Source organism: Burkholderia sp. BCC1993, assembly GCF_905339865.1.
Classification (GTDB): domain Bacteria; phylum Pseudomonadota; class Gammaproteobacteria; order Burkholderiales; family Burkholderiaceae; genus Burkholderia.
In genome coordinates, this window is the sequence record NZ_CAJPGZ010000005.1 from 162,650 (window position 1) to 186,868 (window position 24,219).

A 24,219-nucleotide genomic window follows, 5' to 3' on the forward strand; every position below is an offset into this window, starting at 1 on the left:
AGGGGGGGCCCTGCCCGTAATGACAAGTTCTCGATAGGCAGGCGATCCATGTCGAATACCAGCATGCGCGGCAAGCTCGTTCTCGTGACGGGCGGTGCGAAAAACGTGGGCAAGGCGATCTGCAGGCGTTTCGCCGAGCAGGGCGCGCACGTGATCCTGAATTTCTTCCACTCGCTCGACGCGTCGAAGCAGACGGCCGACGAACTGCGCGCGCTCGGCGCGACGGTCGACGTGATCCGTGCGTCGGTCGCGCAGCAGGCGCAGGTCGACCGGATGTTCGACGAGATCGAACGGCGCTACGGCCGGCTCGACGTGCTCGTCAACAATGCGGCGTCCGGTGCGCTGCTCGGGGTCGACGAGATCGGCGCCGAGCATTTCGATCGCGCGCTCGACACCAACCTGAAGGGCGCGTTCTGGTGCGCGCGCCGTGCCGCGGCGCTGATGGCGCGCTCGGGCGGCGGCGCGATCGTCAACGTGTCGTCGGTGGGCGCGACGCTCGTGCCGGCGAACTACCTGGTCGTCGGCACCGCGAAGGCGGCGCTCGAATCGCTGACGCGCTATCTCGCGGTCGAGTACGCGGGACGCGACATTCGCGTGAACGGCGCGTCGTCGACGCTGATCGACGGCGACGTCGCCGCGCAGTTTCCGGACCCGGAGAACACGAAGCGCTCGAGCATCGCGGCGACGCCGCTGAAGCGGCTCGCACGCGCGGAGGACCTCGCCGATCTCGTCGTGTTTCTCGCGTCGGATGCGGCGCGCTGGATCACCGGGCAGGTGGTCGTCGCGGACGGCGGGCTGTCGCTGTGCAGTGAAGGGTTGTCGCCGCGCGCGGAATGGGCGGGCGCGGCGCGTGCCGAGGGCGAGGGCGAGGCGGTGCCGGCCGCGGTGCCGCCCGTCTCCGTGAACGCACCGCGGGCCGCCGGTCCCGCCGCGCCGCCCGACGACGCGCCGGACAGCGACGACATCGCCGTGGTCGGCATGGGTCTCGCGTTGCCCGGCGCGAGCGACCCGGACGCGTTCTGGCGCGCGCTGCTCGACGGCCCCGAACTGTTCGGCAACGTGCCGCCGGATCGCTGGGATTACCGCTCGTTCTATTCGCCCGACACGTCGGCCGAGGACAAGAGCTATCAGTCGCGCTCGGTCTTCATCGAGCAGTTCGAGCCGTGCCCGACGGTGCGCGCCGAACTCGACGCGGGCACCGCGCCGCACGAGCTGACGACGCTGTGGCTGCGTCACGCGCTGTGCCAGTCGCTCGACGGCGTGACGCTGCGCGACGCCGATCGCGTGGCGTTCCTCGTCGGCTACACGGCGGACGGCAGCCAGCATCTCGAGGAGGGGATGGTGCTGGCCGCCGCGCGCGAACGCCTGAACGCGGTGCTGATCGAGGCGGGCGTGGACGCGGTCGAGCGCGAGCGGCGCGTGGCCGCGATCGATGCGGTGCTGAGCGCGCGCTATGCGCGCGGCGCCGGCGATCTCGCGTCGTTCTTCCCGCACCGGGTCGGCCTGAACGCGATGCAGGGCGTGCTGCCGGACGACGCGCAATGCATGATGGTCGACACCGCGTGTTCGTCGTCGCTGTATTCGATCGATCTCGGGATCAAGGCGCTGCTGCTCGGCAAGCAGGACGTGGTCGCGTGCGGCGGCGCCTTCGCGCTCGCGCCGCGCGGCTCGGTCCTGTTCTCGAAGCTGCACGGGCTGTCGCGCAGCGGCGAGGTGCGGCCGCTCGATCGCAACTGCGACGGCGTGCTGTTCGCGGACGGCGCGGGCGTCGTGATCCTTAAGCGCGTCGCGCGGGCGCGCGCGGACGGCGACCGCATCCTCGGCGTACTGAAATCGTTCGGCTCGTCGTCCGACGGCAAGGGCAAGGCGATCTACGCGCCGAATTCGGCCGGCCAGCGCATCGCGATCGACCGCGCGTATGCGCGTACCGCGACGGTGCCGGCCGACGTCGACTGGGTGGTTGCGCATGCAACTGGCACGCCGGCCGGCGATCTCGCGGAGTTCCAGAGCCTGCGCGACGCGATCCGGCGCGACCGCCCGGTGCAGGTGACGTCGAACAAGTCGCTGGTCGGGCATACGGGGTGGGCGGCCGGCGTCGTGTCGGTGATCCAGGTGCTGCTCGGGTTGCGGCATCAGGTGATCCCGCCGCAGCACCGCTTCAGCGAGCCGCCGCCTGAGTTCGACATCGCCGGCACGAACCTGCGGATTCCGGTGGCGCCGGTATCGTGGCCGGTCCGGCGTGAATCGGCACGCGTCGCGGCGGTGTCCGGGTTCGGCTTCGGCGGCACGAACGGCCACCTGATCGTGTCGGAATACCGCGCGGATCTGCCTGCCGGCCAGGCGAGCGGGCGGTTCGAGCGCGAACCGCTCGCGATCGTCGGCTGGTCCGCGAAGTTTCCGGGCCTCGACGGCGACGCCCAGGTCGCCTCGTGGCTGCGCGGCGACGGCCGTGCGCCCGACACGAGCTTCGGGACCGGCTACCCGCTGCCGAGCTTCGCGCGCGTGAAGATGCCGCCGGCGGTGCTGCGCGCGCTCGATCGCTGCCAGCTGATGGCGCTCGACGCCGCGCACGACCTGCGCGAATGCCTCGGCACGTTCTGGCACACGCATGCGGACACGATCGGACTCGTGATGGGGCACATGGGGCCCACGCGCAATGCGGCGCTCTACGCGAGCCGCTGCTATCTCGACGACATTGCGGCCGCGGTGCTCGACGCGACGCGGCCGGACGAACGCGCGGCGACCGAACGCTTGCTGGACGGCTTGCGCGAGGCGACGAAGCAACTCGTCGCGCCGACGACCGAGAATTCGTTTCCGGGAATGATGCCGAACGTGATCCCGGCGCGCGTCGCGAACTATCACGACCTGCACGGGATGAACATGACGGTCGATGCGGGCCACGCGTCGACGCTCGCGGCGTTCGAGGCGGCCGAGCGTTTCCTGTGCAGCGGCGAACTCGACATGGCGATCGTCGGCGGCATCAACGGCAACTCGGCGGAAGAGGTGCGGCCCGCGTTCGGGCTGCCGCTCGCGGAGGGCATCGTGCTGTTCGCCGTCACGACGGTGCGGCGTGCGCAGGCCGAAGGGCTGCCGGTGCTTGCGGTGGTCGGCGGCGGCGACGTGGCGGCTGCGGTCGAACCGGCCGCGCCGTGCGACGCGACGGGCCGTGCGGTCACGTATGCGGGGGCCGACTCGGCGATCGACGTGCTGCGCGCAATCGTCGCGCGTGATGCCGGCACGACGCTCACGCGTGACGGCGGCGGCGACCGCGCGCGCTACGCGCTGCACGTTGCATGCGAGCCGGCCGGCCCGCACGGGACCATGCCGCACGAGCCGCATCGCGACGCGCTGCTTGTGCCGCCCGCCCATGCGACGGCGCCGGCCGCCGCGACCGCGGAACCGGCCGCATCGACAACCGCGGCGACTGCACCGGTTGAACCCGGCACCCTGATACCCGGCCCGCTGCGCCGGACCGGCGTCGCGGCCGACGGCGAGCCGCTCGGCGTCGCGCGTTACCGGATCGAATGGCGCGACGCGCCGTGGCGGCCCGCGGGCCGGTCGACGCCGTTCATCGCACCGCGCTGTGTGATCGTGACCGACATGCCGGACGCGCTGGCCGCACAGGCCGATGCGGGTCCCGGCTGCGTGGTGCTGTCGACGCGGCCGTTCGCCACGCACAGGCCGGGCTGGCACTGGATCGAGCGGATCGACGCGGCGGCGCTCGACTTCCTGCCCGACGACATCGGCCACGTGCGCGTGCTCACGTCGCTCGACGCCGGCACGCTCGCCCCGGGCGCCGCAGCGCCGGCTGCGTCCGCGCGGCTCGCGCTGCACGACCTGGCGTTCCTCGCGATCAAGCGCTGCCATGCGGCACTCGAGCGTGACGGCAGCTTTATCGCGTTGCTGCTCGACGCGCTCGCGGGCGACGTGCCGCATCCGGATGCCGGCCTGTTCACGGGCCTCGTGAAGGCGCTGGCGATCGAGATGCCGGAAGCGCGCCCGGTTGCCGTGCTGACCGATGCGCGCGCGCTGCCGGACGCGCTGCGCGACGCCGAGCGGGAAAGCGGCGCCCGTCACTGGCTGCCGGTCGTCGCGCTGGGCGCCGGCCGGCGTCGCACGCCGCGCGTGATCGCGGACGCGGGCGAACTGCGCGCGGACGAGCGGCTGTCGCTCGGCCAGGATTCGGTCGTGGTCGCGGTCGGCGGTGCGCGCGGGATCACCGGCGAGCTGATGAAGACGCTCGCCGCGCAGGTGCGCCCGACGCTGTACCTGATCGGCAGCAGCGCGCTGGACACGATCGACGCGGAACTGCTCGCGATGGATGACGAAACGTTCGCGAAGAGCCGCCCGGACTACATCCGCCAGCAGAAGGCGCGGCATCCGGAACGGCCGTTGCCCGAGATCATCCGCGCCTTCGAGCGACGTGCCGACGCGCGCACGGCCTGCATGAACATCGAGGCGATGCGCGCGTTCTGCGGCGCGCACCGCGTGACCTACCTGCGCGCCGACGTGCTCGACCCCGACAGCGTGAAGACGGCCATCGACACGATTCTCGCGCGCGAGCCGCGTGTCGACCTGCTGGTCAACGCGGCCGGACTGAACCGTTCGGCATCGGTGCGCGTGAAGTCGCTGGACGATTTCGTCGCGGTGCGCGACATCAAGGTGCGCGGCTACTGGAATCTGCGCCGCGCGTTCGGCACGCGGCAGCCGCGCCTGTGGTGCAACTTCGGCTCGTTCATCGGGCTGACCGGGCAGGCGGGCGAAACCGACTACGCGTCGGGCAACGACTTCCTGAACACGCAGGCGTCGTATCACCGCGCGGCGCTCGGTCACGACGAATTCACGATCGGCTGGACGCTGTGGCGCTCGGTCGGGCTCGGCGCGAACCCGGTCACGCGCGCGTTTCTCGAGAAGAGCGGGCTGTTCACGAGCATGCGCACCGCGGAGGGGCAGCATCACTTCATGCGCGAACTCGGCCTCGGCGAGCGCGCGGCGATGTCCGTGCATCTCGGCGACGCCGAGCGGCGCGCGATCGAAACGCATCTGCCGGGTTACTTCGACCTCGACGAAGGCGCGCCGGCCGCCGTCGCCGCGTCGCGCGATCCCGATTTCTATCTCGGCGCGGAACGCGCGCGGACCGACGACAGCGTGACGTTCGAGCGCGTGTTCGACCTCGAGCGCGACGCGTACCTGCAGCATCACGTCGTCAACGGCTTTCCGACGCTGCCGGGAACCTTCGTGCCCGAAGTGGCCGCCGAGGCCGCGCTGCGGCTCGTGCCGGGGCTCAAGGTCGTCGGCTTCGCGGATGCGGCATTCCTGCACTTCCTGCGTGTGTACGACGCGAAGCGGCCGAGCGTGAAGCGCATCCACGCGTGGATCGCGTCGCGCGACGGCGACGCGGTGCACGTGCGCGTGCGGATTTCCGGCGACGTGCTGGCGCCGGGCGGGCAGGTGCTCGTGCGCGACAAGCCGCACTTCGAGATCACCGTGCGCCTGGCCGACGCCTACGCGCCGGCGCCGGTGTGGCACGAACCGGCATTGGCGGCGTTCACGCCCGTCGCCGATCCGTATCACTTCGACGCGGCGCCGGTGCGGCTGACCGGTATGTTCGTGTCGACGACCGACACCGGCATGAGCGACGCGGGCAAGCAGGCGCTTTTCCGGCTGAACGTGCCGGACGGCGATCCGGTGTTCTCGCGCTTCGTGGTGCCGAGCATCCTGCTCGACGGGCTCGCGCGCGTGGCCGCGCTCGATCACGTCGCAGGCGACTACATTCCGCTCGCGGCGCCGATGTCGATCGGCCGCATCGATATCTACGAAGCCGGCAACGACTGCGAGCTGGCGAGCCGCCACGCGTCGATCGCGCTGCGCGTGAGCCCGCGCGCGTTCGCGCTGGAAGGGCCGGCGAGCAGCGGCAACCGGTTCGTCGCGGCGCGCCCGGACGGCAGGATCCTGATGCAGATGCGCGACGTGACGGGCATCGTGATCGGTTACGTGCATCGCGTGACCGGCGCGTTCGCCGCGCGCGGCGAGATCGACGCGCGACTGGCCGGGCGCACGCCTTCCGAACAGGTGTCCGCATGAGCATGAAGCGACTCGCGCCCGGCCCGCGTGGCAGCGTCGTGATGGGCAACCTCGCGGCGTACAAGCGCAATCCCGTCACGATGCTGCTGAAGCTGCAGCAGCAGTACGGCGACATCGCGCGCAACCGTCTCGGCCCGTTCCTCACGCACGCGCTCGCGCATCCGGACGGCGTGCAGCACGTGCTGCAGGACAACCACCGCAACTACGTGCGCGGCCGCTTCTACGACAACTTCAAGATGTTCTTCGGCGACGGCCTGCTGACGACGGACGGCGAGTTCTGGCGGCGTCACCGCCGCGTGGTGCAGCCGCTGTTTCACCGCAAGCAGGTCGAGTCGCACACGGCCGCGGTCGGCGCTGCGGCGCTCGCGCTTGTCGATGCGTGGCTGAAGCGGCCGGCGCATGCGCCGTTCGACGCCGTCGAGGAAATGATGCGCGTGAGCCTGCGCATGCTCGGGCTGATGCTGTTCAACGCGGACATCTCGCAGCATGCGGACGACGTCGGGCCGGCCGTGCGCTTCGGCATCGCCGCGATGATGCCGCAGGGCAACCTGAACGATTTCGTGCCGCGCTGGATGCCGACGCCGTTCAATCGCCAGATCGCGCATGCGCGCCGCGGGATCGACACGATCGTGGACGCGATCGTCGCCGAGCATCGCGCGGGGCGCTGCGACACGAGCGACGTGATCTCGCTGCTGCTCGCCGCGCGCGACCCGGACACAGGCGCTCCGCTGACCGAGCGCGAGGTGCACGACGAGGTGATGACGGTGTTTCTCGCCGGCCACGAAACCACCGGCAGCGGGATGGCGTGGGGGCTGTATGCGCTCGCGCAGCATCCGCACGTGTTGCGCCGCTTGCGCGAGGAGCTCGATGCGGTGCTCGGCGGCCGCGCGCCCGATGCGGCCGATCTCGAACGCCTGCCGTACCTGGCGCAGACCGTCGACGAGATCCTGCGGCTGTACCCGCCGATCTGGGGCTTCACGCGCGATCTGGTCGACGACGACGAGATCGGCGGTTATCACGTGCCGGGCGGCTCGTCGGTGTTCATGTCGCCGTACGTCACGCATCGTCATCCGGCGCTGTGGGCGAACCCCGACGCGTTCGATCCGGAGAACTTCGGATCGCATGCGCCGGAGCGCCACAAGTACGCGTACTTTCCGTTCGGCGGCGGGATGCGCAAATGCATCGGCTATCAGACCGCGTTGCTGCAGATACGCGTGCTGATCGCGGTGGTGGCGCAGCACGTCGACCTGAGCGCGGTGCCCGGCCATTCGCTCGACACCGGCGCGACGATCTCGCTGCGTCCGCGCGACGGGATCCGGTTGATCGCGAAGCCGCGCTTGCGCGAGCGGGTGTCCGCGGGGCAGGCGGGGGGGGATGCAAGCGCACCGGCTGCCAGGACATCGGTGTGTCCGTTTACGGGCACGGAAGCGCTGGGGTCTACATCGTTGCCAGTGCCAGTGCCAGTGCCAGCGCCAGCGCCAACGCCAGCGCCAACGCCAGCGCCAACGCCAGCGCCAACGCCAGCGCCGACACCGACACCGACACCGACACCGACACCGACACCGACACCGACACCGACACCGACACCGACACCGACACCGACACCGACACCCGGCGCCGAGCACCCGGCGAACGCGGCATCGCCCACGCCCGTTCGTTCCACCGGCCCCACGCTGGCGCCGGACGTGCTGGCCTTTCTGCAGCGCGACGCGATCGCGGACGACGCGCCGCAGCGCACCGACGCCACGCCGACGCACCGCTTCACCTGGCGGCCGGTCGAGATCGAGCCGCTGCCCGACCTGCCGGCGGCGGAGCTGAGCGGCAAGCGGATCGCGATCGTCAACGGCCGTGGTCGTACGGTCGAGCGCGTGGTGGCGACGCTCACGCGCGCCTGTGCGAAACCGGACGTGTTCGCGCCGGCCGACGTCGCCGACCCGGCGGCCGCCGCGAGCGCGTTCGTCGCGCAGTCGGGCCCGTTCGACGGGATCGTCGATCTCGGCATCGAAGCGCCGTTCTCGCTCGACGCGCGCGATCAATGGGAAGCGCCGCTGCGCCGGACGGTCGCGCTGCTGCAGGCGTGCTACGGCGACTGGTGGCAGGAAGAATCGACGTCGCGGCTGTTCTATCTGGCGCTCACCTGGCAGGACGGCCTGATGGGCCATGGCGACGGCCCGCTCGTGCAGCCGCTCGGCGGACTGTGGGCCGGCCTCGCGAAGACGCTGCCGCAGGAATTGCCGAACTGCAACGTGCGCGTGCTCGACATCGCGCCCGACGAAACGGGGCGCGTCGATCAGCTGATCGCGCGCGAACTGTACCGCTGGGGACGCTTCGAGATCGGCCACCGCGGCGGACGCCGCCATACGCTCGTCGCGACCCGCGACGACCTGCCGGCCGACGCGGCGCCCGACTGGGCGCCCGACGACGTCGTGCTGTTCTCGGGCGGCGCGCGCGGCATCGGTTTCCTGGCCGCGTGCGCGCTGGCGAAACGCCATCGCTGCACGGTGATCGTCACCGGGCGCGATGCGTTGCCCGCCGGCGACGAGCCGTGGCTCGCGCTCGACGATGCGGGCTTCAAGCGCTACGGGCTCGAGCAACTGCGCCAGGCGACGCCCGAGCGATCGCCGAAGGCGATCCGGGATGCGCTGCGGCAGCTCGAACGCCGCCGCGACCTGAAGGCGTCGCTCGACGCGGCGGCCGCGCTCGGCCTGCCGGTGCACTACCGCGTATGCGACGTGACCGACGCGGAGGCCGTGCGCACGCTGTGCGACGCATTCGGCGACCGGCTGCGCGCCGTGATCCACAACGCGGGCATCGATCAGCCGGTGCGCTTGCCGCGCAAGCGCGCCGACGAGTTCATCGGCACCGCGCGCGTGAAGGTGCTCGGCTTCCTCAATCTCTACGCGGCGGTGCGCAACCGGCCGCGCGTCGACTGTTTCGTCAACGTCGGCTCGCTGACCGGCCGCTGGGGCGGAATGACGGGCGAGACCGACTATGCGGCCGCGAACGAGGCGCTGGCGCGGCTCGGCTGGGGGGCGCGGCGCGACGCCGGCGAGCGCGTCGTGAAGACGATCGCGTGGCCGACCTGGGACGGTGTCGGGATGATCACGAACCTCGCCGTCACGCGGCGCTACGTGACACCGATGCGGATCGACGACGGCGTGCGTCACTGGCTCGCGGAACTCGCGACGCCGGCGCATCCGGCGAATCCGGCGACATCCGGCAGCGGCGAGCCGATGTACATGGGCGCGGTCGGCCGCGCACTGACGCCGATCCAGCTGCGCGGGTTCGACGCGGTGGAAGGCTTGCCGAACCTCGGCGAACTCGCGACGCGCCGGCATCACGCAGGCGCGCCGCGCCGCTTCCGGCCGTTCACATGTTTTTCGACGCGCTATCGCGCGGCCGGCGCACCGTATACGCATGCCTTCCGCTTCGACGGCCGCGCGGCCGTGCCGGCGTCGCTGCTGCTCGAGCACGCACGCGTCGTGGCCGACTGGGTCGCGCCGCCCGGCGGCGAGCGGGCCTGCCTGCAGGAAGCCGTCGACATCACGATCGCGCTCGACGCGCTCGCCGAGGCGCTCGACGGCCACGGCGATCTCGCGCTCGACACCGACGTGAGCGGCCGCACGGTGGACGACGGCTGGCACGTGACGGTGCGCTGCGCGTCGCTTGCCGGCCGCGTGCTGCTCGATGCGACGTTCGTGTACCGCAGTCATCCACCCGGCGGCACGACCGTCGCGCTGCCGCGCGAGACGGAGGACGGCCCGGCCCGGCGGTCCGCGCGCGCGAGCTGGCGCGACGACCTGTTGCCCGAGGCGCGATGGAGCGGCGGCATCGCCCAGGCGAAGGTCGCCGACCCCGCCGCGCTGTGGGGTGTGCAGGGCGTGCAAGGTGACGTGGGGCGCGTGCCGTGTCCGCAGCTGTGGCTGCCGGTCAATCACCTGGAAAACGTGCTGCGCGTGCTGCTCGGCGCCTGGCCCGCCGACGGCGAGCCGCCGCGCGCATGGCGCATCGGCCGCATCGTGTTCGGCGCCGCGCAGGCGGGTGATGCCGACATGCTGCTGCGCTATCCGGACGGCCGCTTCGCGATCGCCGATCGCGCGGGCGCATCGATCGCCGACCTGTACGACGCACGGCTTGCCGGCGCGACCGACACGCAAGCCGTGACGGCGTCGGCTACTTGAACGGGAAGAGGAGGTTCACCATGACGGAGCGCAACGACGGCGCGCGGTACTGCATCATCGGCGCGGGCGCGGCGGGCATCACCGCCGCGAAGAACCTGCTCGCGGCCGGCATCGGCTTCGACGTGATCGAGCGCGAGGACGACGTCGGCGGCAACTGGTACTACGGCCGCCCGAGCGGCGCGGTGTATCGCTCGATCCACATGATCAGCTCGAAGCGGTTTTCCGAGTACACCGACTTTCCGATTCCCGACGACTATCCGACTTATGCACGCGGCGACCAGGCACTCGCGTATCTGCGCGCGTACGCGCGGCGCTTCGGCGTGTACGACCGGATCGAGTTCGGCCGCTCGGTGCTCGAGATCGCACCGGTGCAGGGCGGCACGCAGTGGCGCGTGGAACTGGATCGCGGCGAGGTGCGGACCTATCGCGGCGTGATCGTCTGCAACGGTCACCTGTCGCATCCGCAACTGCCCGACTATCCGGGGCGGTTCGACGGGCTGCAGCTGCATTCGTCGCAGTACCGCACACCGGAGATCTTCGACGGCAAGCGCGTGCTCGTGGTCGGCGCCGGCAATTCCGGCTGCGACATCGCGGTCGAGGCGTCGCATCGTGCGCGCGCGGTCTTCCACAGCACGCGCCGCGGTTACTACTACTGGCCGAAATTCCTGTTCGGGATGCCGGCGGACGAGTGGGCGGAGTGGCCGCTGCGGCTGCGCATGCCGCTGTGGGCGCGGCGCGTGTTCGGCGAGCGGCTGCTGCGCCTGACGACGGCCGGGCAGCCGGAACACTACGGGCTGCGCAAGCCGGACCACAAGCTGTTCGAATCGCATTTCATCATCAATTCGACGCTGTTCTATCACCTCGGCCATGGCGACCTCGCCGCACGGCCGGACGTGCGCGAACTGAAGGGCGATCGCGTCGTGTTCGTCGACGGCAGCGAGGAGGCGATCGACGTGATCGTGTACGCGACCGGCTACCAGCCGAGCTTTCCGTTCATCGACCAGGCGCACCTGCAATGGCGCAAGCCGCAGCCGTCGCTGTACCTGAACCTGTTCGACGCGCAGCATCGCGACCTGTTCTTCATCGGGCTGTTCCAGACCTCGACCGGCAACTGGCCGTTGATGGACTACCAGGCGCAGCTGCTCGCCCGCTACCTGCATGCGCGCGACGCGGCGCCGCGCAAGGCCGCGCGCATCGACCGGCTGATCCGGCGCGGCCGCTCGGACTGGAGCGGCGGCATCGCGTTCCATCGCACGCCGCGGCACGTGATCGAGGTCGAGCATTTCGCGTACCGGCTGCAGCTGCGGCGGCTGATACGCGGGTTGCCGGCCGTGCCCGGCGGTGCGGGCGCGGACGCATCGAAGGCGGCGCCGGTGCACGCGGTGCGCGCGGGAGGTGCGTCGTGAGCCTCGTGCATGTCGAACACCTGTCGAAGACCTACCTGCTCGACAGCGTGCGCGTGACCGGGCTCGCCGACGTGTCGGCGACGCTCGACGCGGGCCGCTTCACCGTGCTGAGCGGCCCGTCGGGCAGCGGCAAGACGACGCTGCTGAACCTGATCGGCTGCATCGACCGCCCCGACAGCGGGCGCGTGACGATCGCCGGTCACGACACGGCGTCGCTGTCGGACGATGCGCTGTCCGATTTTCGCGCGCGCCATGTCGGCCACGTGTTCCAGACCTTCAACCTGCTGCCGGTGCTGTCCGCGTACGAGAACGTCGAGTATCCGCTGCTGATGGCGGGCTGGGCACCGGCGCGGCGCGCGGCGCGGGTGCGCGACCTGCTCGACGCGGTCGGCCTGGCCGACAAGGCGCGGCACCGGCCGAGCCAGCTGTCGGGCGGCCAGCGCCAGCGCGTCGCGATCGCGCGCGCGCTCGCGGCCGAGCCCGCGATGGTCCTCGCGGACGAACCCACCGCGAACCTCGACAGCGCGACCGGGCACGCGATCATCGCGTTGATGCGCGCGATCCAGCGCGAGCGCGACGTGTCGTTCATCGTGTCGTCGCACGATCCGCAGGTGGTGAAGGTGGCCGACGCCGTGATCCGGATTCTCGACGGCCGCATCGTCGGCCACGAACGGGCCGGCGACGACACGGCGACGCAGGAGGTGTGCCGATGACCCATACGCTGATGCTCGCGCTGCGCAACCTGCAGCGCAACCGCCGGCGCTCGCTCACCACGCTGCTCGCGATGATCGTCGGTGTCAGCGCGATCCTGTTGTTCGGCGGCTTCAGCCGCGACATCACGCTCGGCCTGCAGACCGACTTCGTGCAGCGCAGCGGCCACCTGCAGATCCAGCGGCAGGGCTATTTCCTGTACGGCACGGGCGACCCGGCCGCGTACGGGATTCGCGGCTACCCGGCGCTGATCGAACAATTGCGGCACGACCCGCAGCTCGCGCCGCTGCTGCAGGTCGTCACGCCGACACTGCAGTTCGGCGGGATCGCCGGCAACTTCGCGGCGGGCGTGTCGCGCACCGTGATGGGCTTCGGCGCGATTCCGGACGACCAGTACCGGATGCAGCAATGGAACGCGTACGGGTTCCCGCTGCAGCCGCGCGCGTTCGCGTTGCGCGGCAGCGCCGGCGACGCGGCGATCGTCGGCCTCGGCGTCGCGCGCGTGCTGCACCTGTGCGGCCCGCTGCGCGTGCCGGATTGCCGCGATGCGCCGCCGGGCCCGGCCGAGCCGGCCGCCGACGGCCCGGCCGCGACCGCGCCGCCCGACGTGCTGGCGCTCGCGCAGGACGAGGCCGGCACGCGGCCGGCCGCCGACGGCGCGCCCCATGTCGAAGTGCTGACCGCGAGCGCGGGCGGTGCGCCGAACGTCGGCCGCTTCTCGGTCGTGACGGCGGACCAGCAGGGCGTGAAGGAACTCGACGACGTGTATCTCGCGGTGCACCTGCCGCAGGCGCAGCGGCTCGTCTACGGCGGCGCCGCGCCGCGCGCGACCGCGATCGAGATCCAGCTCGCGCGCACGGCCGACCTGCCGGCGGCGCGCGCGCGCATCGAACAGCTGCTGCACGGCGGCTTCGACGGCCAGGCGCTCGACGTCGTCGATTTCGCGACGCTGAACCCGTTCTACGACCAGACCAACCGGATGTTCTCGGTGATCTTCGGTTTCGTGTTCGTGCTGATCAGCGCGATCGTGCTGTTCGTGATCAGCAACACGATGAGCACCGCGATCATCGAGCGCACCGTCGAGATCGGCACGCTGCGCGCGATGGGCATGCGGCGCGGCGGCATCCAGGCGCTGTTCGTCTGCGAGGGCGCGCTGCTCGGCGTGGCCGGCGCGTCGCTCGGCGTGCTGGTCGCGCTCGCCATTGCCGCGATCGTCAATCACAGCGGGCTGACCTGGACGCCGCCCGCGCGGATCGACGCCGTCGCGCTGACGGTGCGCGTGTGGGGCGAGTGGCGCACCATCGCCGTCACGTTCGCCGGGCTCGCGTGCGTGGCCGGGCTGTCCGCGTGGCTGCCGTCGCGGCATGCGGCGCGGCTGTCGATCGTCGATGCGCTGCGGCATGTGTGAGGTCGCCCGATTGCCGCGTTTTTCGTTCACTTCACTTTCGGGAGAGCGCACGTGCGTCGCCTGTTCGTTTCATGCTGTCTGAGTCTTTCGTTCCTGGCCGGTGTCGCGTCTGCGCAGCCGGCGCCCGATCCGCAGAAGGTGCTCGCCGCGAGCGACGCGATCCGCACGCCGGAGAAATCGTTCGTGCTGACCGCGACGCTCGTCGAGTACCGGTCCGGCAAGCAGGTCGACGGCAATACGCTGTCGATCTATTCGAAGCCCGACGCGCCCGGCGGTGCGTTCCGCACGCTGGTGCGCTTCGTCGCGCCGGCGCGCGACACGGGCAAGCTGATGCTGAAGAACGGCAACGACCTGTGGTTCTACGATCCGGCGAACCAGGCCAGCGTGCGGATCTCGCCGGATCAGCGGCTGCTCGGCCAGGCCGCGAACGGCGACGTCGTGACGGTCAATCTCGCGCACGACTATACGGCCGCGCTGAAGGGCGTCGAGGAGATCGTCGACGGCGACCGGCAGACCCGTCGCGCGTACCGGCTCGCGCTCGCCGGCCACGGCGACGGGCTCACGTACCGCCGCATCGAGATCTGGATCGACGCGGCGAACAACCGGCCGCTGAAGGCGCGCTTCTATTCGGAAAGCGACCGGCTGCTGAAGACCGCGTTCTATCGCCGCTACACGATGCAACTGGGCGTCGAGCGGCCGACCGAGACCGTCATCGTCGACGGGCTCGACAGCAACTGGGTCACGGTCATGCGTTTCTCCGACTACGCATGGCGCGACATTCCCGATGCATGGCTGCAGCGCGACTACCTGTCCCGCTTCCAGGCGCAATGACGGCGCGGCGCCGAGGGCGGATCGCGGCGCTCGCGTTCGTGCTGCTGCCTGCGGTCGTGCGTGCAGCGGATGCGGGTGGGGCGGGTGCGGCGGACGGCAAGGCCGGCGTCGACGCGGCCGATGCCGCGGCGCTCGCGCTGGCCGACCAGCCGGCCGCGACGCCCGCCGACACCGCGAAGCCGTGGAAGCTGAACGTGCAGGACGCGCTGCGCACGAGCCGCTATCGCGACGGCGGCGAGGCCGGCCGCAACCAGCTGTCGATCGAGTTCGAATACGGCCAGTGGCTGACGCCGTCGTTCGCCGCGCATTTCTCGATGCGCTTCGACCGCTTCGATCCGCTCGGCACGTCGCGCACGTCGTCGCGCGACGTGACGCTCGTAAAGGAAGCGTATGCGAGCTGGCGCGCGTCGCCCGCGTTCGTCGTCGACGCGGGGCGCGTGAACGAGCGGCTCGGCGCGGCGATCGGCTACAACCCGACCGACTTCTTCCGGGCCGGGGCGGTGAGTCTCGACGTGCCGCCCGATCCGGACAGCCGGCATACGAACCGGCTCGGCACGGTCGGGCTGCGCGCACAACAGGTGTGGGACTCGGGCTCGCTCGCGGCGCTGCTGTCGCCGCGGCTCGAGCGCCGCAGCCTGCCGGGCGATCCGGCCGCGTCATCCGACCTGCAGCGCACCAACGGCGTCGACCGCTGGATGCTCGTCGCGAGCCAGCGGCTCAGCGCGGCGATCCAGCCGCAATGGATCGTCTACGGCGAAAGCGGGCAGGCGCCGCAGTTCGGCCAGAATCTGAGCGTGCTGCTCGGCAACTCGGTGGTCGCCTACCTCGAATGGACGGGCGGCTACCGGCGCTCGCTGATCGCACGTGCCACCGGCGCGGCCGACGATCGTGCGTTCCGCACCAGTTCATCGGTGGGCGCGACGTGGACGCTGCCGGTCGACCTGTCGCTGACCGCCGAATTCCAGAGCAACGGCGGCGGCGCAAACGCGGCGCAATGGCGGTCGTTGCAGCGCGCGAACCCGCTCGCTTGGGGCCGCGCGGTGCAGACCTCGATCGCCGCGCAGGAACTGCAAACCCGTCACGGCGTGTTCGTGATGGCGGCGTGGCGTAATGTCGGCGTGCGTCGCCTCGACCTGTCGGGCTTCGTGCAGGCCGATCTCGGCGGCGGCCGGCAATACTGGCTCGAGTTGCGGCGGCGATTCGACCGCTTCGACGTCGCGCTGCAATGGCTGCATCAGGGCGGGCCGTCGTGGAGTCGCTTCGGCGCGATGCCGGAGTCGACGAGCGTTCAGGTGCTGGGCATTTTTTATCGATGACGCAAGGAGAGTTCGAATGAGCAAACGCGCGCTTCAGGCGGCGACCGCCGTGCTTGCGCTGGTTCCGACGATCACCGGAGTGCTCGGCATGATGGGCATCCACGATCCGCTGTACGCGTCGCTCGGCATCGCGCTGCCGGCCGACGCGACGCTGGACGGCAACCTGCGTTTCTATGCGGGCGTCTGGCTCGGGCTCGGGCTCGCGGCGTTTTCGGTGATCCCGCGCATCGAGCATCAGGGGCGGCTGTTCGGGACGCTGTGGATGATGATCTTTCTCGGCGGTATCGGGCGGCTGATTTCGCTCGCGGCGCTCGGGCTGCCATGGCCGCCGTTCGTCGGCTTCACGGCGCTCGAAGTCGTCGGCGCGCCGCTGTTCATCGCGTGGCAGCGGCGCGTGGCCGTGCATGCCGCATGGGAGCACGCGAATGCATGACATCGACCAGCATATCGCGCCGCGTCGTCGCGCCGATGCGGCCGTGCGGGACATCGCGGCGGCGTTCCTGCACGCCGTGGCGGCACGACGCGTATCGCTCGGGTACGCACGGCTCATCGCCCGTATCGCGCTGCTCGCGTGGGTCCTGCTGGGCCCGGCGCAGGCCGGCGCGCAGACGGCCGTCGACGACTACGCGGCGACCCGCTATCCGATCATCCTCGTGCACGGGTTGACCGGGACCGACGACTATTTCGGCGTCGTGCCGTACTGGTACGGCATCCAGGCCGATCTTCAGCGGCATGGCGCGACCGTCTACGTCGCCGACCTGTCCGGCTTCCAGGGCGACCTCGGCCCGAACGGGCGCGGCGAGCAGTTGCTGGCCTACGTCAAGCAGGTGCTCGCGGTCACGGGCGCGGCCAAGGTGAACCTGATCGGCCACAGCCAGGGCGGGCTGACGTCGCGCTACGTGGCGTCGGTCGCGCCCGCGCTCGTCGCGTCGGTCACGACGATCGCGACGCCGCACCGCGGCTCGCAGTTCGCCGATTTCGTGCTAGGCGCGCTGAAGCTCGACCCGACCGGTCTGTCGACGCCAATATTCGGTGCGCTGCTGAACCTGTTCGGGATCCTCACCAGCGACACGCACAACACGAACCAGGATGCGATCGCCGCGCTCAACGCGCTGAGCACGCCCCATGCCGCGCAGTTCAACCAGCTGTTCCCGAGCCCGGGGCTCGGCGCCGGCGCTTGCGGCACCGGCGCACCGGTCGAGACGATCGGCGGCAACGTGCATCTGCTGTACTCGTGGAGCGGGGCCGCGTATCAGCCGGTGTCGCTGCTCGGCATCGTGACCGGCGCGGTCGACACCAGCGTGATTCCGGTCATCGATCCGGCGAACGTGCTGGATCCGTCGACGCTCGTGTTCCTGACGGCCGGCAACGTCATGGCGCTGGCCGGTGCCGGCCCGAACGACGGTTTCACGTCGACCTGCAGTGCGCGGTTCGGCACGGTGATCTCGACGCGCTATCGCTGGAATCACTTCGACGCGATCAACCAGCTGCTCGGCATTCGCGGCGCCTATGCGGAAGACCCGGTCGCCGCGCTGCGCGTGCAGGCAAACCGGCTGAAGCAGCAGGGCGTCTGAGCGATGAAGGTCCGGACCATGCTGTCCCGCGCGGTGTTGTACGGCGCGACCGGGGCGATCGCCGCGGCGGCCGTGTGGCACGCGTTCGGTCGTCAGGCTGCGTCGACCGCCGCCGCGGATGCGGCGCCGCCCGGCCACGCCGCACCGATCGGTGCGGCGGTGCCGCGGCCGGTGCTTGCCGTGTCCGATGTCGCGCTGCCGGCGTCGCTCGCGGGCGCGCGTGCGCCGCGCCTGCCGGTCGGGCCCGGCGGGCGCCTCGCGCACGTGCACGCGGTGCGGGAATTCTTCGATTACTTTTTGCTTGCGCAGCATGACCTGACGCCCGCGGCGCTCGATGCGCTGGTCGCGCACGAAATCGCTTCGCAGCCGATCGGCGAGCCGGCCCGCCGCGATGCGCTCGACCTGTGGCCGCGCTATCGCGCGTGCATCGCCGCGTTCGACACGCTGCCGGGCGCGCCGCCGGCAGGCGCCGGTCTCGATCCGGACGGCATCGCGGGCGAGCTCGAGCGGCGCGCGGCGCTCGCGCGCCGCTGGCTCGGCGACTGGGGCGCGCCGTTCTTCGACGCGGAATTCCGGCGGCAGCGCGGCGATCTCGACCGGATCAGGATCGCGCGCGATCCGACGCTCGGCGACGCGCAGAAGCGCGAACGCCTCGCCGCACTCGACCAGGCGTTGCCGCCGGACGAGCGCGACGCACGCGAGCGCGCGGCGCGCCAACGCGATGCGCTCGCAACGCTCGCGCGGCTCGACGGCCGGCGCGCGACGCCCGATGCGCTGCGTGCGCAGCTCGGCGCCGAGGTCGCCGCGCGCGTCGAGCGGATGCAGCAGGGCGACGATGCGTGGCGGGCACGCTATCGCGACTACGCGGCCGAACGCGACCGGCTCGACGCGCAGCCGCTTGCGCCCGACGCGCGCGACGCGCAGCTCGCGCAATTGCGGCAACGCGACTTCCCGGATCCGGCGGACGCATTGCGGGCCGCATCGCTCGACGCGGGCCGGGCCACGGCATCGGCGCACTAGCACCCGTCTCGGACGTGCGCGCCGTCACGGCGCTCACACCTGGCGCCGGAGAAGTGTGAGATAGCCCACACTTTCCGCATTCTTTTCGATTCTGGAATGATTTTAATTTCCGGTTTAAATCGCATTACCGCGCATTGACATTCAGTCGCCGTTTTCAATGATTCATTGCGTAATCCGTTTTATATGGGCGGATTTAAATCGCCAATTTTTGATTGACAATGCAAGTATCTTCAAATGGTGAGCCGAACTGTCAAATTACTTCATGTAACAAACGCGGAGTGTCGCGTACGGTTGGGCTGCGTGATACCTTTTTGCTCAATGTCACCGCGATGAAACGGCGGAGAAACCGTTAAACCGGCGCGGTGAAAACAGCAGGAAGGTCCGGTGGCCGAGGGGCAGGGATACAACGTACGAGGTGCGCCGTGATACATCAGGCCAACAACGTCATCGAGTTGCCGTATGCACTTGGTGCCAATCATTTCCTGGCCGCGCTCGACGGAATTAACCGTTCCGAATTGGCGCCTCATCTGATGCTTTCGAATCTCGAGACCGGCCAGGTGCTGTGCGATGCCGGCGAGAATCTGGAGGCCGTCTATTTTCCGGTGACGGCGGGCATTTCCCTGCAATACACGGCGGGCGGCAAGACGACACTCGGCGTGACGGAAATCGGCCGCGAAGGCATCGTGTGCGACGACGTCATCGGCAGCGCGATGCAGCGCCGCGTCGTCGTCTACCGCGGCGGGTTCGCGTACCGGCTGTATGCGCGCCGCTTCGCGGACGCATGCGACGTGTCGGCGGCGATCCGGCGGCAGGTCTTCGTGCGGATGCAGCTGGTGTTGTCCCAGGCGTCGCAGGTCATGTTCTGCAGCCGCCATCACGTGATGCGGCAGCAACTGGGCCGCTGGCTGCTGATCGCCTACGAGCGCGCGCGCAGCATCGAAATCCCGGTCACGCACGGCATGCTGGGGCAGATGCTGGGCGTGCGCCGCGAGACCGTCACCGATGCCACGCGGCAGCTTCACGAGCTCGGCCTGATCCATCAGCATCGCGGTGCCATCGTGCTGACGGATCTCGCCGGTCTCGAACGGCAGGGCTGCGATTGCCATCGGGTCGTGCGCGACGAAACACGCCGCATTCTCGCGACCGACGCCGGTACGGATGCCGGCGCCGAGTTGTCGCGCCGCGTCCGGACGACTTAGTCGCCGGCACCGCGTCGTGCCGCGATGGCATGCACGGCGGCGCGGCGCGCGAAGGGAACGGGGAGATGCCTGGCGCAGATGGTGCGGCGACGCGTCAGGCAGGCGGCATCGAGAAGAATCAGAAAAACAGTCATTCAGGTATGGAAAACATTTCGAAGCTCCAGAGTCAGCGCAGCTCGTTTCACGTGTGGCCATGGAGTCCGGCGCTCGGCATCCTGCCGATCGTTGTCGTGGTCGTCGCGCTGGCCGGGTTCGTCGCCGTCAGCCTGATCGTGATCATGTCGTTGCGCGTATACGTCGGCGGCGAAAGCAGCTGGTCGAAGGCGCAGAAGGACGAGATCCTCCTGCTGAGCCGCTACGGGCAGACCGGCGACGAAAAGCTGTTCGACGATTACCTGGCGGTCGACCGGACCCTCACCTTCCTCGGCGTCGCGCGCCGCGCGATGACCGGCACGCCGCCGGACCACGGCGTGGCGCGCCAGGCGCTGATCGAGGCGGGCATCAATCCGGTCGATGTGGCGGCGGTGGTGTGGTTCTACCCGATCCTGAGCAGCTTCGCACGCCTGAACGCCGCGTTGCAATACTGGGAGGATGCGGACCGGCAACTGGTCGAGCTGCGCAGGATCGCCAACGCGCTGCACGAGTCGGTGCATGCGGACGACGTCCGGCGCACGAGCAGCCTGAACCGCGCGATCTGGGATCTCAACGCGCACATCGAACCGCTGCCGAAGCGCTTCTCCGACGAGCTGAGCGCCGAATTCCGCTCGGCCGTCATCCAGCTGTTCCTGTCGTACATCGTGGCCTCGCTGCTGATCATCCTGCTGTCGGTGCGGTGGGCGAGCCGCGCGCAACGCCAGCAGGTGTCGATGCAGACCGAGCTGGACCGGAGCCAGGCGTTCGCGGCAGCCGCGCTGCGCTCGGTCGCCGACGCGATCGTCACGATCGGCCTCACGCGCGGCATCGAGACCGTCAATCCGGCGGCCGAGCAACTGCTCGGCACGTCGTCGCGGCAGTGTGTCGGCAAGCCGATCAACGACGTGCTGGACCTGATCGACACGTCGACGGGCATGTCGATCAAGCTGCTCGCGTCGCTCGGCAACCGCAGCGACCCCACGTTCACCCGCGATCTCGACCTGATCCGCGTGTGCGGCTCGGCGGTGTCGGTGCGCGCGTCGCTGTCGAAGATGGACAACGCCGCGGGCCGCTGCGTCGGCTACGTGCTGATCCTGCGCGACATGACGCGCGAACACCAGTTGATCGAGAAGCTGACCTGGCAGGCGTCGCACGATGCGCTGACCGGTCTCATCAATCGCACGGCGTTCGAGCGGCGCCTGGGCGACGCGCTGGCGCAGCGCGGCGACGGGATGTTGCTGGTGCTCGACCTCGACGGCTTCAAGGAAGTCAACGACGTGTGCGGCCACGCGGCCGGCGACGCGCTGCTGCGCGACGCGACCGCGGTGTTCGCGCGCTGTCTCGGCCACGACGACGTGTTCGGCCGGCTGGGCGGCGACGAATTCGGCATCCTGCTGCCGGCCGACCGCGACGGCGCGCCGGACGGTGGCAAGGCGGAGCGCCTGCGCGCGAGTCTCGAGGACTTCACGTTCCTGTGGGAAGGCGAGCCGTTCAAGCTCAGCGTGAGCATCGGCGTGCTGGATCTCGCGTGCCGGCCCGAGAGCGTCGAGAGGGCGATGCAGATGGCCGACGTCGCGTGCTACGTCGCGAAGGATCGCGGCCGCAACCGCGTGCATGTCGCGGATTCGCGCGACATGCATTCGAGCCGCCAGGCGTATCACATGCAGTGGAGCCGCCGCGTGAAGACGGCGCTCGAGACGAATTCCTTCCAGTTGTATGCGCAACCCATCGTGCCGATCCAGCCCGCGCTCGGCGCGCAGGAGCGCGCGGAGATCCTGCTGCGCATCCCGGACGCCGACGGCAAGCTGATCTCGCCGGTGTTCCTGCCGGCCGCCGAGCGCTACGGCCACATGACGATGATCGACCGCTGGGTCGTGCGCACCGTGATCCGGCGCCTCGCGCGGCTCGAACAGCGCCAGTACGTCGAATACAACGTGAACCTGTCGGCGATGTCGATCACCGACGAGCGCTTCGTGGAGTTCGTGATCGCCGAGCTGTCGGCGTCGGGGCTCGACCCGTCGCTGCTGTGTTTCGAGATCACGGAGACGAGCGCGGTCCGCAACCTGGAGGTCGCGTCGCGTTTCATGTACGAGCTGCGCGACCTCGGCTGCCGCTTCGCGCTCGACGACTTCGGCGCCGGTATGTCGTCGTTTTCGTATCTGCGCCAGTTGCCGATCGACTACCTGAAGATCGACGGCGGCCTCGTGTCGACCATGACGTCCGACAGCATCAAGCGCGGCATCGCGTCCGCGATCAACGACATCGCGCACGTGATGCAGTACCGCACCGTCGCCGAGCACGTCGAGGATACGGCGACGGCCGAGATGCTTCGCGCGCTGGGCGTCGACTATTGCCAGGGCTATTACTTCAGCCGCCCCGCGCCCTGGCAGGAAGGGGGATTCCATTGAACCAAGCGAGGAACGAACGCATGAGTGCTCCATTTGAACTGACCGGCGACCTGATGGACCTGGCGAGCTATCCGGCCTGGCTGCGCGACGTGGTCGGCGCGACCGACGAACTGAAGGCGCGCGTCCGTGCGCATCCGGTGTTCGCGGCGATGAGCGGCGGGACGCTGCGCGCGTCGCAACTGCGCGCATTCTTCGTGACCGGCTGGGCGGTGGTCAGCCAGTTTCCGGAATACATGGCGATGAACCTGGTGAAGACCGCGGCCTACAGGTCGCGCGGCGACGAGAAGGCGCGGCGCTATCTGATCCGCAATATCCGCGTCGAGCAGAACCACGTCGATCACTGGGCCAACTGGGCGGCGGAATCGGGCGTGACGGTCGACATGCTGCTGCGCGGCGACGCGCCGCTGGCCGGATTCTCGCTGAGCCACTGGTGCTGGAGAAGCGGCAGTACCGACGCGCTCGCGCCGAGCATCGCCGCGACCAACTATGCGATCGAAGGCGTGACGGGCGAGTGGAGTGCGCTGCTGTGCGCATCGCCGTACGAACGGCAGTTCGATCCGGCCGTGCGGCATCGCGCGATGCGCTGGCTCAAGCTGCACGCCGACTACGACGACCGGCATCCGTGGGAGGCGCTCGACATCGTCGCGACGCTGCTCGGCCGGTCGCCCGCGGCGCACGACGTGCGGGACGTCGAGACGTCGATCCGCAAGAGCCTGAGCTATTTCCTGACGAGTCTCGATTGCTGCATGCATGTGTAGTCGCCGGCGCCGCGTGCTCGCGGGTTCGTGCAGGCCGCGCCCGGCCGTTCCGGTCGGACGGCGGGCCGGCGTGATGTCGCGATGCGCCGTGCGGGCCGTCGTGCTGGACGATTTTCCATGGCCACCCAAGTTCTCGTCGTAGAGCCCGATCCGCGCATGCGCGACAGGATCCGCGCGCTCCTGCGCGGCTGCCAGATCGATACGTCGGCGCTCGACGATGTGTCGATGCTGCTCGCGCACGTGAGCGCGGCACCGCCCACCCTGATCGTGTTGCGGGTCGAGCGGCCGGCCACGACGTTCTACATGGCGCTCGGCGCACTGCGGCGCGCCGGTTACGACATGCCGGTGATCGTGATCAGCCGCGACGCGCAGGTGGTCGACAAGGTCGTCGCGCTCGAGATCGGCGCGGACGACTATGTCGTGGAGCCGTTCGAGCCGATGGAGCTGGTCGCACGCGTGCGCAGCGCGATGCGCCGCTACGCACCGAACCGGTCGGGATCGTCGCGCGGGCCGGGGGATGCCGAAATCTATGCGTTCGGCGACATCGAGGTGAATTTCGTCACGCGGCGCGCGACCCGCGGGGGAGACGACCTCGGGTTGCGTGCCAGCGAATTCGCGCTGCTCGAACTGTTCATCTCGCAGCCGCTGCGCATCCTGTCGCGCGCGGAGATCCTCGCGCTGCTGGGGCTGACCGTGGCCGGGCGCTCCGAGCGCGGGCTCGACGTGCTGATCTTCCGGCTGCGCAACCTGATCGAGCAGGCGGTCGGTGACTATCGCTACATCCGCACCGTGCGCGGGAAGGGCTACCTCTTCGTGCCGCTCGGCACGCTGGCAGACGACGCGGACCCGCCGCCGCCCGCGTGAGCGGGGCGCGGGCACGTCGTGCATCGCGCCCGGCGTGTCGCGCGCCGGCATCGAATCGACCAACTTTCACCTGCGCATGCCGCCATCGCCCCGGTTCGCCATCGGGGCGACCCGCCATTGTCGTTTTAGAACGACCGTGCTAAATTGCCCGCCAGCATTGGCAGTCACCGACCCGATCATCCGGTTCCGGCAACCGGCGCCCACGGGCGCGCCGGCGCGCGGCCCGACAGGAGACAGACGTGATGGAGCATGCATCGATCGAGCGCGCGCGGATCGACCGGACGGCACACGCGCGGCCGCGGCCGGCGCGGGGCGTGCGGACCACGC

At 70.1% G+C, this 24,219-nt stretch carries 14 protein-coding genes; all 14 read left to right on the forward strand.

Annotated features, from left to right (window positions below):
* Window positions 1–48: 48 nt before the first annotated feature.
* The 14 genes from U4Y91_RS09855 to U4Y91_RS09920 all read left to right on the forward strand — a co-directional run bounded on the left by U4Y91_RS09855 (window position 49) and on the right by U4Y91_RS09920 (window position 23,892).
* Entirely contained in the window at window positions 49–6,084 is a 6,036-nt protein-coding gene (locus tag U4Y91_RS09855) for an SDR family oxidoreductase (protein ID WP_321804903.1), read from the forward strand.
* Window positions 6,081–10,265 carry a cytochrome P450 gene (locus tag U4Y91_RS09860; protein WP_321804904.1) on the forward strand — a complete coding sequence of 1,395 codons (4,185 nt, stop codon included), beginning with the start codon at window positions 6,081–6,083 and terminating at the stop codon, window positions 10,263–10,265. The genes U4Y91_RS09855 and U4Y91_RS09860 overlap by 4 nt, the downstream gene beginning before the upstream one ends.
* 20 nt (window positions 10,266–10,285) lie before the next feature.
* Window positions 10,286–11,671, forward strand: a complete 1,386-nt coding sequence (locus tag U4Y91_RS09865; RefSeq protein ID WP_321804905.1) for a flavin-containing monooxygenase — start codon at window positions 10,286–10,288, stop codon at window positions 11,669–11,671.
* Window positions 11,668–12,384, forward strand: coding sequence for an ABC transporter ATP-binding protein (locus U4Y91_RS09870; protein ID WP_044844863.1), 717 nt, complete (start codon window positions 11,668–11,670; stop codon window positions 12,382–12,384). Before U4Y91_RS09865 ends, U4Y91_RS09870 begins: the two co-directional genes overlap by 4 nt.
* Window positions 12,381–13,790 (forward strand): ABC transporter permease, encoded by a 1,410-nt coding sequence (locus U4Y91_RS09875; RefSeq protein WP_321804906.1) that lies wholly within the window; start codon window positions 12,381–12,383, stop codon window positions 13,788–13,790. Before U4Y91_RS09870 ends, U4Y91_RS09875 begins: the two co-directional genes overlap by 4 nt.
* A 51-nt stretch (window positions 13,791–13,841) precedes the next feature.
* Complete coding sequence (locus tag U4Y91_RS09880) at window positions 13,842–14,621, forward strand: outer membrane lipoprotein-sorting protein (RefSeq protein WP_321804907.1); 780 nt, start codon at window positions 13,842–13,844, stop codon at window positions 14,619–14,621.
* Window positions 14,618–15,937, forward strand: coding sequence for a hypothetical protein (locus tag U4Y91_RS09885; protein ID WP_321804908.1), 1,320 nt, complete (start codon window positions 14,618–14,620; stop codon window positions 15,935–15,937). Before U4Y91_RS09880 ends, U4Y91_RS09885 begins: the two co-directional genes overlap by 4 nt.
* Before the next feature lie 16 nt (window positions 15,938–15,953).
* On the forward strand, window positions 15,954–16,370 hold the full coding sequence (locus U4Y91_RS09890) for a DUF4345 domain-containing protein (protein ID WP_321804909.1): 417 nt from the start codon (window positions 15,954–15,956) through the stop codon (window positions 16,368–16,370).
* A complete protein-coding gene (locus tag U4Y91_RS09895) occupies window positions 16,363–17,511 on the forward strand; it encodes a triacylglycerol lipase (RefSeq protein WP_321804910.1) in 1,149 nt (382 codons plus the stop codon). Before U4Y91_RS09890 ends, U4Y91_RS09895 begins: the two co-directional genes overlap by 8 nt.
* A gap of 3 nt (window positions 17,512–17,514) precedes the next feature.
* Complete coding sequence (locus U4Y91_RS09900; protein ID WP_321804911.1) at window positions 17,515–18,531, forward strand: lipase secretion chaperone; 1,017 nt, start codon at window positions 17,515–17,517, stop codon at window positions 18,529–18,531.
* A 422-nt stretch (window positions 18,532–18,953) separates the two neighbouring features.
* The gene (locus U4Y91_RS09905; protein WP_321804912.1) at window positions 18,954–19,730 is read left to right on the forward strand and encodes a Crp/Fnr family transcriptional regulator; all 777 of its coding nucleotides are present in this window, start codon (window positions 18,954–18,956) and stop codon (window positions 19,728–19,730) included.
* Window positions 19,731–19,870: 140 nt separating this feature from the next.
* A complete protein-coding gene (locus U4Y91_RS09910; protein ID WP_321804913.1) occupies window positions 19,871–22,270 on the forward strand; it encodes a putative bifunctional diguanylate cyclase/phosphodiesterase in 2,400 nt (799 codons plus the stop codon).
* 20 nt (window positions 22,271–22,290) lie between these two features.
* Entirely contained in the window at window positions 22,291–23,028 is a 738-nt protein-coding gene (locus tag U4Y91_RS09915; RefSeq protein ID WP_321804914.1) for a TenA family transcriptional regulator, read from the forward strand.
* 117 nt (window positions 23,029–23,145) lie between these two features.
* Window positions 23,146–23,892: a response regulator transcription factor gene (locus tag U4Y91_RS09920; RefSeq protein WP_321804915.1), complete on the forward strand. Its 747-nt coding sequence runs from the start codon at window positions 23,146–23,148 to the stop codon at window positions 23,890–23,892.
* Window positions 23,893–24,219 lie beyond the last annotated feature (327 nt).

Bases quoted from the DNA above. Each gene is read 5' to 3' on its own strand.
- U4Y91_RS09855 (WP_321804903.1), top strand. From the start codon at position 49: ATGTCGAATACCAGCATGCGCGGCAAGCTCGTTCTCGTGACGGGCGGT.
- U4Y91_RS09860 (WP_321804904.1), top strand. From the start codon at position 6,081: ATGAGCATGAAGCGACTCGCGCCCGGCCCGCGTGGCAGCGTCGTGATG.
- U4Y91_RS09865 (WP_321804905.1), top strand. From the start codon at position 10,286: ATGACGGAGCGCAACGACGGCGCGCGGTACTGCATCATCGGCGCGGGC.
- U4Y91_RS09875 (WP_321804906.1), top strand. From the start codon at position 12,381: ATGACCCATACGCTGATGCTCGCGCTGCGCAACCTGCAGCGCAACCGC.
- U4Y91_RS09885 (WP_321804908.1), top strand. From the start codon at position 14,618: ATGACGGCGCGGCGCCGAGGGCGGATCGCGGCGCTCGCGTTCGTGCTG.
- U4Y91_RS09890 (WP_321804909.1), top strand. From the start codon at position 15,954: ATGAGCAAACGCGCGCTTCAGGCGGCGACCGCCGTGCTTGCGCTGGTT.
- U4Y91_RS09895 (WP_321804910.1), top strand. From the start codon at position 16,363: ATGCATGACATCGACCAGCATATCGCGCCGCGTCGTCGCGCCGATGCG.
- U4Y91_RS09900 (WP_321804911.1), top strand. From the start codon at position 17,515: ATGAAGGTCCGGACCATGCTGTCCCGCGCGGTGTTGTACGGCGCGACC.
- U4Y91_RS09910 (WP_321804913.1), top strand. From the start codon at position 19,871: ATGGAAAACATTTCGAAGCTCCAGAGTCAGCGCAGCTCGTTTCACGTG.
- U4Y91_RS09915 (WP_321804914.1), top strand. From the start codon at position 22,291: ATGAGTGCTCCATTTGAACTGACCGGCGACCTGATGGACCTGGCGAGC.
- U4Y91_RS09920 (WP_321804915.1), top strand. From the start codon at position 23,146: ATGGCCACCCAAGTTCTCGTCGTAGAGCCCGATCCGCGCATGCGCGAC.